The sequence below is a fragment of the Mycobacterium sp. NGS40 genome, from assembly GCF_059812735.1.
Map to the genome: position 1 here is coordinate 88,951 of NZ_JCALDG010000017.1, position 12,815 is coordinate 101,765.

The following is a 12,815-nucleotide window of genomic DNA, read 5'->3' on the forward strand; positions in this document are numbered from 1 at the left end:
CCAGGCCCGAATCGTGGCTAGTCGCCGACGAAGTCGAGGGTGCCCCTGAGCGCGTCGTCGAGGGCATCAAGAGTGTCCTGGAACGCGTCGCGCAGCGCATCGGCGTCCAGCTGCGGCTGGATGCCCGAGGTCCCGGACAATCCCGGTGCACCCGCCAAGGCGGGCAGCCCCGCCGTGCCCCCGGGAGCCGGCGGCAGCGCTGCCGGCGGCAGCACCCCGGGCGCGACGGTCGCGGGACCGAACAGGCCGGTGGGCCCCGACGAACCACCGGGGTAGACGGTGATGATGTCGCCCACGCCGACGGTGAAACTGCCGCCGTCGGTGATGGGGACCGAACTGCCGGCGTTGACGGTCAGGTAACCGCCGCCGTCGACGGCGAGGGTGCCGCCGCTGTCGACGACCAGTGTGGCGGTCGCGCCGTTGCCGCCCACGCCGACGGTCATAGTGCCGTCGGGGCTAATGGTGAGGGTGGCGCCGTCGCTCACGGTGAGGGTGCCGCCGTCGGCGAGAGCGAGGCTGCCACCACCGTCGACGGTGACGGTGCCGCCGTCGGTGAAGATGCCGCCGTCGACGAGGCTGCCGCCCGGGGAGACCGTCAGGCTGCCGCCGTCGCCGACGCCGAATGTGGCGCCGCCGTCGACGGTGAGCGTGCCGGCGTCGATCAGCGTGCCGCCCGGTCCGACGGCGACGACGCCCTGGTCGGCGAAGGTAGCGCCGGGGTCGACGATCAGGCTGCCGCCGTCGTCCAGGAGGCCGCCTGGGCCGACCGTCAGCGAGCCGGCATCGGTCAGGACACCGCCGGGGTTGACCGTCAAAGTCCCCGCGTTCGCCAGGAAGCTGTCGGGGCTGACGGTCAGCGTGCCGCTGTCGGACAAAACTCCGCTGGCGTCGACGTTGAGCGTGCCGGCGTCGATCAGCGTGGCGCCGTTGTTGACGGTGAGGACGCCGGTGTCGTTGAGGATGCCGCCGTTGGAGATGGTGAGCGTCCCGTATTCGTTGAGAGCGCCACCGGTGTCGACGTTCAGCGTCCCGTTGAGATTCACGATGAGGTGGCTGTAGTCATTGAGCGCGCCGCCGGCGTGAACCGCGAGAACCCCGGGGTCGGTGAGCGCACCGTTGTTCACAGTAAGGGTGCCGTAGTTGTCGAGAATGCCGTAGTCGTCCAAGCTGCTGCCGGGATAGACGGTGAGGGTGCTGCCGTGGTCGAGGGTGAGCGTGCCGCTGTTGCTGACAAATCCGAAGTCGTCGAAGGTGCCGTCATTGGTGAGCGTGCCGCCCGCATCGACGGTCAGCGTCCCGGTGTTGGTCAGGGTGCCGCTGTTGGTGAAGGTGCCGAAGTCGTTCAGGCCGCTGTCGGGGAAGACGTTCAGCGTGCCGCTGTTGGCCAGTGAGCCACCTTGATCGATGGTGAGCACCCCGGCGTCGTCGAGGGTGCCGCCGGCCTGGACGGTGACGGTGCCGCCGTCGCTGAGCGAAGCGCCCGGGTTCAGGTCGAGCACGGCGCCGTTGCCGACGGTCACGGCACCGCCGGAGTCGACGTTGAGGGTGCCGCCGTCGGTGACCCCGAGGAAACCGCCGTCGGTGAGGGTGCCACCGTCGGCGACGGTGAGCGTGCCGCCGTCGGTGGACAGCACGCCACCGGAGTCGACGGTCAGGCTGCCGCTATCGGTGAGGGTGCCGTAGTCGACGAGCACACCGCCGTCGCTGACGGTGAGGATGCCTTGAGAATTGACGATCAGATTGCCGTCAAGGTCGACCGTCACCGTGCCGGCGTCGGCGAGAGTGCCCCCGTCGACGACGGTGAGGCTGCCGCCGTCGCCGAGGGTGAGCGTGGCGCCGTCGTTGACCGTGAGCATGCCACCGTCGGTCACGACGCCGCCGTTCTCGGAGACGAGACTGCCGTCGGCGATGACGTTGATGTTGCCGCCCGAGTCGATCGTCAGGCTCCCGAAGTCGGTGAGAGTGCCGCCGTCGGTGACGAAGCCGCCGTCGGCGACGGTGAGGGTGCCGCCGTTGCTGACGGTGAGCGCGCCCGAGTCGTCGACGGTTATGGTGCCGCCGGCGTTGACAGTGAGGACGCCGTCGTCGTTGATGGTGCCGCCGGGGAACGCGCTGAGGCTGCCGCTATCGGAGAGGACACCACCGTGGTTCACGGTGAGGATGCCGCCCGGGTCGACCGTGAGGGTCCCACTGGGGTCGATGGTGGCGGTCCCGCCGTCGGTGACGTTGAACGTACCGAAGTCGTTGACGGTGCCGCTGTCGAGGAACGCGCCGCCGTGGCCGACGGCGAGGGAGCCTCCGTGGTCGACGGTGAGCGTGCCGCCGGAGTCGACACTGAACGTGCCCAGGTCCGTGACGGTACCGCCGTCGGTGACGGTGAACATCCCACCGTCGTTGAGGATGCCGCTGGTTTCGATGTAGAGGTCGCCGCCGGAGTTGACCGTCAGGGCGCCGCCGTCGTTGACCGCGAGGGTGCCGCTGTCGTCGAGGAAGCCGCCGGTGTCAACGGTGAGAGTGCCGCCGTCGGCGACGTGGAAAGTCCCGGCGTTGTACAGGTTGCCGCTGCTGGTGATCGTGCCGCCGTCGTTGAGGGTGCCCCCGGCGGAGACGTAGAAGGTGCCCCCGTGGTCGATGGCGACGGCTCCTTCGTTGGTCAGGATGCCGTCGTCGAGGAAGTTGCCGCCGGATTGCACGATGATGCTGCCGTTGTTGGCGAGGACGCCTTCGTTGTCGAATACGCCGGCGTCGGTAAGGGTGCCGCTGTTGGTGAGGGTGCCGTAGACGGTGAAGTTGCTACCGCTGTTGAGGTTGGTAAGGGTGCCGCTGTTCGTGAAACTGGCGTCGGTGTAGACGTTCAGGCCGCCGTTGACGGTGAATTGGCCGGCGTTGGTGACACTTCCGGAGTCGAGAAGCGTGCCGTTGCTGGTCAGGACGCCGCCGTTGGAGAGGCTGCCGCCCTGTGCGACTTCGATGAACCCGCCGGTGTCACTGGTGACGGTGCCGCCGGACTCGACGGTGAAAGCGCCGCCGGACTGGATGTTGAGACTGCCGGCGTCTTCGAGCGTGCCGGTGTTGGTAACGCTGAGCGTGCCGGAGTCGTAGATGGCCCCACTGTTGGTGAATGTGCCGCTGTCGGTGAGGATCCCGCCGTGAGCGACCGTGAGCGAGCCGCCGTTGTCGACGGTCAGGGAACCCGCGTCGGTGAGCGTACCGCCGCTGTTGACGATGACGTAACCGCCGGTATCGACGGTCACGGTGCCGCCGGGGTCGACGACGAGGCTGCCGTTGGCGGTGAGGACTCCGCCGTCGGTCAGGGTGCCGCCGCTGGAAACGGTCAGGGTGCCCTCGTCGGTCAAAGTGGCACCGGGGCCGATGGTCAGCGTCCCGCCGTCGGTCAGCGTGCCGTTGTTGGTGAGGATGGCGCCATTGCTGATCGCGACGGTGCCATTGTTGTTAAGGATGCCGCCGTTGCTGACGGTCAGGGTGCCGCCGTCGGTAAGCGTGCCGCCGCTGACGTTGAGCGTGCCGCCGTCGGTGACGGTGCCGCCGGTATCGATGGTCAGGGCGCTGTTCGAATAGATGTTGATGCTGCCGTAGTCGCTGAGGGTGCCGCCGTCGGCGACAGTCAGAGTGCCCGGCTTCAGGCCGAGCATGTCGCCGTCGTTGAGGCTGCCGCCGGCGTTGACGGTGAGGTCGCCCGCGTCGGTAATGGTGCCGCTGTTGGTCAGCACACCGCCGGAGTTGACCGTGAGGCTGCCGCCGTCGTCGATGTTGAGGGGGCTGCCGGTGCTGACGGTGACGGTGCCGGCGTCGTTGAGTGCACCCCCACTCTGGACGGTCACGGTGCCGCTGTCGGTCAGGGTGCCGCCGCTTTGGACCGTCAGGGTGCCGGCGTCGTTCAGCGTGCCGCCGGATTGGACAGTCACGACGCCGTGGTTGTAGACGAGGAGGGTGCCGGCGTCGTTCAGCGTGCCGCCCGATTGGACCGTCAGGGTGCCGACATCGCTGAGCGTGCCACCAGTTTGGATTGTGACGGTGCCGGCGTCGTTAAGAACGCCCCCGGTGTAGATGTTCAAACTGCCGGAGTCGTTCAGGGCGGCGCCGCTTTGGACGTTAAGGATGCCTTGGTTATTGACGATCAGAGTGCCGGCGTCGTTGAGAGTGCCGCCGGATTGGACGGTCAGCGTGCTGGCATCGTTCAGGGTGGCACCGGTTTCGACGGTCAGGGTGCCGTGGTTGCCGACCGTGAGGACGCCGCCGTTGGTGAGCGTGCCGCCGTTGTTGACGGTGACGGTACCGGCGTCGTTGAGGGTGCCGCCCGATTGGACAGTCAGGGTTCCGGCGTCGTTGAGCGTGCCGCCGCTTTGGACAGTCAGCGTGCCGTGGTTGTAGACGACGAGGGTGCCGGCGTCATTGAGAGTTCCCCCGGTTTGGACGGTCACGGTTCCGGGGTCGCTGAGAGAGCCGCCGCTACTGACGGTGACGGTGCCGCCGTCGTTAACCGTGAGGGCGCCGGAGTCGTTGAGTGCGCCGCCGGTACTGACGGTGACGGTGCCGCCGTCGTTAACCGTGATGGTGCCGTTGGATGGGACGGCCAGGGTGCCGCTGTCGGTGAGGCTGCCGTTGACGGTGAGCGTGCCCGCGTCGGTCAGGCTGCCGCCGGTGTTGATGGTGACGGCGCCGCCGTCGTTAACCGTGATGGCGCCGTTGGACTGGACGGTCAGGGTGCCGCTGTCGGCAAGGGTCCCGCCGTTGTCGACGGTGATCGTGCCCGCGTCGGAGAGGGTGCCACCGCCCTGGACGTTCACGGTGCCGCTATTGGCAAGGGTGGCCCCGTGATTGACGTTGAAGGTCCCAGCGTTGTTGAGGGTGCCGCCGGCCTGGACATTGAGCGCGCCGGCGTCGGTGAGCGTGCCGGGGTTGGTGAATGTGCCCGAAGCGGCGCTGGTGCCCTGGTAGACGTTGAGAGTGCCGCCATCTTGGATATTCAGGGTGCCGGTGTCGGTCAGCACTGCGCCGGTGGGGTTGATGGCAGAGCCGTTGAAGACGTTGACTGTGCCGGCGTCGTTGAGGGTCCCGCCGGTCGGGACGCTGAGGGTGCCGTAGTCATTGAGCACGCCGCCGTTCACGTTCAGCGTGCCAGCGTCGGTGAGCGTGGCGTTCTGGCTGATGGTGAGGCTGCCACCGCTCTGGACGTTGAGGGTGCCAGCGGCGTTGACGGCGAGCTGACTGGTGGAGTTGATATTGAGAACGCCGGCGTTATCGAGCGTGCCGCCGTTGACCGTGACGTTGCTTGCGACGCCGACCGTAACGGTGCCGTTGTTGGTGAGCGTGCCGGTGTTGGTCAGGGTGCCGGTGTCGGACAGATTGATGAGGGCGCCGTTGTTGACGGTCAGGGTGCCGCCGTTGGCCAGATTGCCGGCGCTGTTGACGGTGATAGTGCCGCTGTTGGAAATGGTGCCACCGGAGCTGATGTTGAGATTGCTGTTGCCGACGACGGTGATATTGCCGATGTTGGTAACGCTGCCGCTGTTGGTAAGAATGCCGGTCCCACTGCTGACGGAGAGGGTGCCGCTGTTGGTGAGAACGCCACCGGGACTGATGGTCAGGGTGCCGGTGTTGGTGAGGATTCCCCCGGTGTTCACGGTGAGCGTGCCCGCGTTGGTAAGGAGACCGCCGTTGGTGAGGGCGCCGTTGACGGTGAGGCTACCGGCATTGGTGAGGGTACCGCCGGTCTGAACCGCCAGGCTGCCGCCGGTGTTGACGGTCAGGGTGCCGCTATTGATCAGGGTGCCGCCGGCTTGGACGGTGATCGAGGTGTACGTCCCGCCGGGACCGACGGTGACCGTTTCGCCGGAGCCGATGGTCACGGTCTGTTGCCACCCGATGGTGAGGTTTCCCCCGGCATCAACGGTTCCGCCGTTGGCGGCGGGTTGTGCCAGCTGGGTCAGGTTTTGGGTCTCGGCCTTCGCGGAGTCGGCCGCGCTCTGCGCCACCGCACGGGCCTGAGCATCCTGCCCGCTGTCGTTGGTCCTTTGCGGGGGCTCGTCATAGGAGGTCAAGTCGCCGGCGACCGAGGAGTCGGCGGCATAGCCGTACATGGCGGTGGCGTCTTGGACCCACATCTGCGCGTACTCGGCTTCGGTCGCGGCGATCGCCGAGGTGTTCTGGCCGAAGAAGTTCGTGGCGACGAGCGTCATCAACTGCACCCGGTTGGCCGCGATGAGCGGCGGCGGGACCGTCATCGCGAACGCGGCGTCGTACGCCGCGGCGGCCGCGTATGCCTGGGCCGAGGTTTGGGCCGCTTGGGCAGCGCTGGTCTCTAGCCAGGCCACGTAGGGCTCGGCCGCCGCGGACATCGCCAGCGATGACGGGCCGGACCACGCCGAACCGGTCAGCCCCGAGACTTCGGACGAGTAACCCGCCGCAGCGGCTTCCAATTGTGCGGCCACCGCGTCCCAGTTAGCCGCGGCGTCGAGCATCGGCCCCGACCCGGGGCCGGTGTACATCAGCTCGGAATTGATCTCAGGCGGAAGCAAGCCAAAATCCACGACAAGTCCCCCAGTCGGCGCGTCGGTATCAGCCCAAAAAAGCCCGCGCTGCGAAACTAACACGGATCAAAAGTGATCACTTAGTGAACCATCGTGAACATCTTGAGAATCCCAAGCGGTCACTTAATTAAGTGAGCTCAAAAACAGAGTCGGAGCCGAAGGAGATGCGTGATCAGTCGCCGAGCAGAGTGCGGGTCCGGTCGGTGTCGACGCCGATCTCGTCCACCAGTTCTTTTACCGAATTGAACTTGTGCTGGCCGCGGATGCGCGCGACGAAGTCCAGCGCGACGTGCTGTCCGTACAGGTCAGCCGTCGTATCGAGAACGAAGGCCTCGACGGTTCGGGTACGCCCGGAGAACGTCGGGTTGGTGCCCACCGAGACCGCGGCCCGGTAGCGCTCCCCCGGGACGACGGTGCCGGTCACCGGTCCATGCCCCAGCACGGTGAACCAGGCCGCGTACACGCCGTCGGCCGGGATCGCCGAGTACATCGGCGGGGCGACGTTGGCGGTGGGAAAGCCCAGCTCGGCGCCCCGCCCGTAACCGCGTACAACGACGCCTTCGACGCGGTGCGGGCGGCCCAGCGCCTCGGTGGCCGCCACCATGTCGCCGGCGTCCACGCAGGAGCGGATGTAGGTCGACGAGAACGTCACGTTCTCGTTGCTGTGATGCTCGGACAGCAGCGACATCGACTCGACCGCGAATCCGAACCGGTCACCGGCCTTGCGCAGGGTGTCGACCGTGCCGAGCGCCTTCTTGCCGAAGGTGAAGTTCTCCCCCACCACAACCTCGACGACATGCAGGTTCTCCACGAGCAACTCGTGCACGTAGCGCTCCGGCGTGAGCTTCATGAAATCCGTGGTGAACGGCATCACGAGGAAGACGTCGACACCCAGCTCCTCGACGAGCTCGGCGCGGCGGGTCAGAGTGGTCAGCTGCGCCGGGTGACTGCCCGGATAGACCACTTCCATCGGATGCGGATCGAACGTCATCAGCACGGCCGGCACATTGCGTGCCCGTCCGGCTTTCACCGCGTGCGCGATCAACTCCGCATGACCGCGGTGCACACCGTCGAACACCCCGATCGTGAGCACGCATCGGCCCCAGTCAGTGGGAATCTCGTCTTGGCCGCGCCACCGCTGCACGATCGCAAGCCTACGGTGCGCTGCGACCCGACGCGCCGTAGGATCCGGATTCCGCAGTACCGGGGCCGGTGTTTTCGGCACGGCGACACCGGCCGGGCCGGTCACCACGCCAGACCAGACCCAGATTGCCTAAACTTTTTGTTTGTGAGGGCTGACGAAGAGGCCGGCGGTCTCACCGCGGTCGGCCAGGACTATCTCAAGGTCATTTGGAATGCCCAGGAGTGGTCGGTGGAAAAGGTCAGCACCAAGATGCTGGCCGACCGCATCGGCGTCTCGGCCAGCACGGCCTCGGAATCGATCCGCAAGCTCGCCGAGCAGGGCCTGGTCGACCACGCGAAATACGGCGCCGTGACCCTGACCGAAGCGGGCCGGCGCGCGGCGCTCGAAGTGGTGCGGCGACACCGGCTGCTGGAGACGTTCCTGGTCAACGAGCTCGGCTACGGCTGGGACGAGGTGCACGACGAGGCCGAGGTGCTCGAGCACGCGGTATCGAACCGGCTGGTGGACCGCATCGACGCCAAACTGGGCTTCCCGCGCCGCGACCCGCACGGCGACCCGATCCCGGCTTCCGACGGCCAGGTGCCCACCCGGCCGGTGCGCCAGCTGTGGGCGTGCGGCGAGGACGAAACCATCACGGTGGCCCGCATCTCCGACAAGGACCCGGAGATGCTGCGGTATTTCGACAGCGTCGGGATCAACCTCGACTCGCAGGTGCGGGTGGTGACCCGCCGCGAATTCGCCGGCATGATCTCGGTCGCGATCGAAGCCGCCGACGGCGCCGAGATCACTGTTGATCTGGGCAGTCCCGCCGCCCGGGCGATCTGGGTCGTGCCCTAACCGGCTAGCAGGCCCTTGGCGATGTGGGTGACCTGGACCTCGTTGCTGCCGGCGTAGATCATCAGCGACTTGGCGTCGCGGGCCAGCTGCTCGACCCGGTATTCGGCCATGTAGCCGTTGCCGCCGAACAACTGCACGGCCTCCATCGCCACCTCGGTAGCCGTCTCCGAGGAGTACAGCTTGACCGCCGACGCCTCGGCCAGCGTCAGCGGTTTACCGGCCTGTTGACGCTCGATCGTCATGAACACCATGTTCTGCACGTTCATCCGGGCGATTTCCATTTTCGCGAGTTTGAGCTGGATCAGCTGGAACTGCCCGATGTTGCGGCCCCACAGCGTGCGGCTCTTCGCGTAATCCACACAGAGCCGGTGGCATTCGTCGATGATGCCCAGCGCCATCATCGCGATCCCGATCCGCTCGGCGGCGAAATTGTCGCGCGCGCTTTCGCGGCCGTCACTCTGCTGTTCGCTCTCGCCGAGCAGCCGGTCCGGGGTCAGCCGCACGTTGTCGAAGAACAGCTCCCCGGTCGGCGAGGACATCATGCCCATCTTCTTGAACGGCTTGCCCTGCGTCAGGCCTTCCATCCCCGCGTCGAGCACGAACACCAGCACCGGGCGGTTGCGCTTGTCTTGCTTGTCCGGTGCCGCGTCGCCTTCGTCGAGCTTCGCGTACACCACCAGCACGTCGGCGTACGGCCCGTTGGTGATGAATGTCTTCTGTCCGTTGAGGATGTAGTCCTGCCCGTCACGCTTGACGTAGGTCTTCATGCCGCCGAACGCATCCGATCCGGAGTCCGGCTCGGTAATCGCCCACGCCGCAATCTTTTCCAGCGTCATCAGCTCCGGCAGCCAGCGCTCTTTCTGGGCCAGCGTGCCGCGGCTCATGATCGTCGCCGCGCCCAGACCGAGGCTGACCGACGCGGTACTCAGCAACCCGATGCTGACCCGCGCGATTTCGGACACCAGCACCGCGACCATCGACTGCTGGCCCCCCAGGCCACCGGAATCGTCTGCGCCGTCCCGCTTTTCAGTTTTGGGTTCACCGTTGGTCTTGGCGCGCTCGCGGTCCAGCATCTTCTTGACCGACTCGGCGGCCATCGCGTCCAGGCCGAACTGGCTGAAGAACTTGCGCGCGATCGGATACGGCGACAGCGCACCGGTTTCCAGTTCGTCGATATGCGGGCGGATCTCCTTGTCCACGAACTGACGAACGGCATCGCGCATCATCAGATCGGTCTCGGACCATTCGATCATGCTCAGCGCTCGGCCCGCTGGTATGCGGTGACGACGGCGGCGCCACCCAGGCCGATGTTGTGTTGCAGTGCGGCACTGACGTTGTCGACCTGACGCTTGTCGGCGCGGCCCCGCAGCTGCCAGGTCAGCTCGGCGCACTGCGCCAGCCCGGTCGCGCCGAGCGGGTGACCCTTGGAGATCAGGCCACCGGACGGGTTGACCACCCAGCGTCCGCCATAGGTGGTGTCGCCGTTGTCGATCAGCTTCGGCGCCTCGCCCGGCCCGCACAGCCCCAGGGCTTCGTAGAGCAGCAGCTCGTTGGCCGAGAAGCAGTCGTGCAGCTCGATCACCTGGAAGTCCTCCGGGCCGAGACCCGATTGGTCGTAAACCCGTTGTGCCGCTTGCACATTCATGTCGTAGCCGATCAGGCCCTTGGCGCTGCCGTCGAAGGTGGACTTGAAGTCGGTGGTCATGGCCTGCCCGACGATCTCGACCGCCTGGCTGGCCAGCCCGTGCCGGTCGACGAAGCCCTCCGAGGCCAGGATCGCCGCGCCAGAGCCGTCCGAGGTCGGCGAGCACTGCAGCTTGGTCAGCGGGTCGTAGATCGTCTTGGCGGCCAGGATGTCGTCGAGGGTGTACTCGTCCTGGAACTGCGCGAACGGGTTGTTCACCGAGTGCTTGTGGTTCTTGTAGCCGATCTTGGCGAAGTGCTCGGCGGTGCTGCCGTACTGCTTCATGTGCTCACGGCCCGCCGCGCCGAACATCCACGGCGCCGCCGGGAAGGCGAACTCGCTGATCTCGGCCATCGCCTTGACGTGCTTGTCCATCGGATTGGTGCGGTCCTCATAGGTCGTCGCCAGCGATCCGGGCTTCATTTTCTCGAACCCCAGCGCGATCGTGCAGTCGGCCAACCCCCCGCGAATCGCCTGCGCGGCCAGGAACAGGGCCGTCGAGCCGGTCGAACAGTTGTTGTTGACGTTGACGATCGGAATTCCGGTCAGGCCCAATTCGTAGAGGGCGCGCTGCCCGGAGGTCGACTCGCCGTAAACGTAGCCGACGTAGCCCTGCTCAACGTCGCTGTAGTCGATGCCCGCGTCGGCCAGGGCGTTGGTGCCCGATTCGCGCGCCATGTCCGGGTAGTCCCAGCCCTCGCGGCGGCCCGGCTTCTCGAACTTCGTCATGCCGACGCCGATGACGTAAACCTTGTTGGACATAGCGAGCCTTCCGGAGATGTGGGCGAGTTGACACCCGTCTAGTCCGGAGCTTAGCCAGCGGGTCAAGCGGGGTCGACGAAGACTGGGTCCTCCCCCGACATTCCGGCCACCACCGCGGCAAGCTGATTGGGTTTGCCGATCAGGCCGATCTGCAGCTCGGATTCGAGTTTGAGCGCGCCGGCGGCGTCGTTGCTGACCCATGTTTCGTCGTAGAGACGCTTGGCGGCCCGCACGGCGTCCGGGGATTTCCGCACGATCTCATCGGCCAGCGCCAGCGCGGAAGCCAACGGATCATCACTGGTCCGGGTGACCAGTCCGAGCGCCAAAGCCTCGCTGCCGGGCAGCACGCGGCCGGTGAACGTCAGCTCCTTCGCCACATCGATACGGACCAATCGCGGCAGTGACTGCGTGATGCCCATATCGGGAACCAGCCCCCACTTGACCTCCATCACGGACAGCTTCGCGTCCGGCGTGGCGATCCGGATGTCGGCGCCCAGCGCGATCTGCAGACCGCCGCCGAAGCAGTTCCCGTGAATCGCGGCGATGACCGGCGCCGGCACCAGCGACCAGTCGTAGGCCACGCGCTGCGCGAAGTTGGCCAGCCGGTCGCCGTCGCGTTCCAGCAGCACGCCGGTGCCACCCTGTCCGGACATGAAACTCGCGATGTCCAGGCCGGAGCAGAAGCTCTTCCCCTCGCCGTGCAGAACGACCGCACGAACCGAACTATCTTGTGCCAGTTGATCTGCGGCACCCATCAAGCCTTCGAACATGGCTTGGTCAAGTGCATTGTGTTTGTCGCTGCGCACCATCGTCACGGTGGCTACGCCACCCGCCCCGACGGAAACCCGGACCCTGTCTTCGCTCACGTGTCGGAACTTACCGCGACGTCGTCGTCCCCTGCTCGTTCCCCCGGGTTTGCGTAGGCTCGGAGCATGAACGCAACGGTCACCCCCGAAGCCACCAAAGCCGTTGGCGAGATCGCCGCGCGTCACGGACTTTCCCGCGACGCGGTGCTGAGCATGTTGTTCGCCCTGCGCGCCGGCAACGGCACCATGGCCCAGTTCAACATCCCCGAACTCGGCGGCAGCGGGCAATGGATGCGGGGTGGGATGACGATGGTCGGCGACATGTTCGACAACGCGCTCAAGGCACGCGTCGACGCGCTGTGTAACGAGTTGGTCCAGCTGCTCGCGACCACTACGGTCTTTCCGGCGTCGACTACGCAGTCCCAGATCGGATTCTCGGCGAACAACTGGTGGCCGGCCGATCTCGGCGTCCCGAGTGCGGTGGGCGCGCAGAACGACGTGCGCTACGCGTTCTTCCCGTCCTCTCGGCGGTTGGTGATCGAGATCGGCGGCGTGACAAGGGTTTTCGATACCGGCGAGCACCACATCGGTGGCGTGCAACAGCAGCAGGGCGGCGGGATCAGCTCGGTCGGCTTCACCAGCCAGCTCGGCACGTTCGGCGTCCTCAGTTTGCGCGAGCTCGGTGCGCAACCCGCCGAAACACCCACGCCGGAGACACCAGCGCCCGCGGCAGCCGCGCCGAGCGCCGCAGCAGGCGGGCCCCCGGACGCCGCAGCAGCCGCGCCCACAGACGCCGCGGCCATCATTGCCGCCATCGAATCGCTGGCCGGATTACACGAACGCGGCATCCTCTCCGACGAGGAATTCGCCACGAAGAAGGCCGAACTGCTCGGCCGGCTCTGAGGAGCCACAGCGTCGCCGGGCGCCGCCTGATTGCCCGACTCCTCCTCAGAACGTGCCGTTCTGCATCGTCGCCGGGCGCCGCCTGATCGCCCGACTCCTCCTCAGAACGTGCCGTTCTGCATCGTCGC

General features: G+C 66.7%; 7 protein-coding genes. 2 read left to right on the forward strand and 5 right to left on the reverse strand.

Translation table 11 applies throughout. The features are described 5' to 3' along the window. Positions 1 to 17: 17 nt before the first annotated feature. Together AC5Y5O_RS23415 and AC5Y5O_RS23420 are read right to left on the reverse strand one after the other, a co-directional pair. The gene (locus tag AC5Y5O_RS23415) at positions 18 to 6,551 is read right to left on the reverse strand and encodes a PPE family protein (protein WP_500027661.1); all 6,534 of its coding nucleotides are present in this window, start codon (positions 6,549 to 6,551) and stop codon (positions 18 to 20) included. Positions 6,552 to 6,723: 172 nt separating this feature from the next. Continuing rightward, positions 6,724 to 7,695: a bifunctional riboflavin kinase/FAD synthetase gene (locus AC5Y5O_RS23420; protein WP_096290997.1), complete on the reverse strand. Its 972-nt coding sequence runs from the start codon at positions 7,693 to 7,695 to the stop codon at positions 6,724 to 6,726. Between the two features lie 144 nt (positions 7,696 to 7,839). Between AC5Y5O_RS23420 and mntR the strand changes: the two genes are divergently transcribed. Continuing rightward, a complete protein-coding gene (gene mntR, locus AC5Y5O_RS23425) occupies positions 7,840 to 8,532 on the forward strand; it encodes a manganese-binding transcriptional regulator MntR (RefSeq protein WP_096286250.1) in 693 nt (230 codons plus the stop codon). Here mntR and AC5Y5O_RS23430 read toward each other — a convergent pair. The 3 genes from AC5Y5O_RS23430 to AC5Y5O_RS23440 form a co-directional block, all read right to left on the reverse strand. Continuing rightward, on the reverse strand, positions 8,529 to 9,785 hold the full coding sequence (locus AC5Y5O_RS23430; RefSeq protein ID WP_096286248.1) for an acyl-CoA dehydrogenase family protein: 1,257 nt from the start codon (positions 9,783 to 9,785) through the stop codon (positions 8,529 to 8,531). The genes mntR and AC5Y5O_RS23430 overlap by 4 nt on opposite strands. Before the next feature lie 2 nt (positions 9,786 to 9,787). Beyond that, positions 9,788 to 10,978: a lipid-transfer protein gene (locus tag AC5Y5O_RS23435; protein ID WP_096286246.1), complete on the reverse strand. Its 1,191-nt coding sequence runs from the start codon at positions 10,976 to 10,978 to the stop codon at positions 9,788 to 9,790. 62 nt (positions 10,979 to 11,040) lie between these two features. Further along, positions 11,041 to 11,844, reverse strand: a complete 804-nt coding sequence (locus tag AC5Y5O_RS23440) for a crotonase/enoyl-CoA hydratase family protein (RefSeq protein WP_096286244.1) — start codon at positions 11,842 to 11,844, stop codon at positions 11,041 to 11,043. 66 nt (positions 11,845 to 11,910) lie between these two features. Between AC5Y5O_RS23440 and AC5Y5O_RS23445 the strand changes: the two genes are divergently transcribed. Continuing rightward, positions 11,911 to 12,687, forward strand: a complete 777-nt coding sequence (locus AC5Y5O_RS23445; protein ID WP_096286242.1) for an SHOCT domain-containing protein — start codon at positions 11,911 to 11,913, stop codon at positions 12,685 to 12,687. The last annotated feature ends 128 nt before the right edge of the window (positions 12,688 to 12,815 follow it).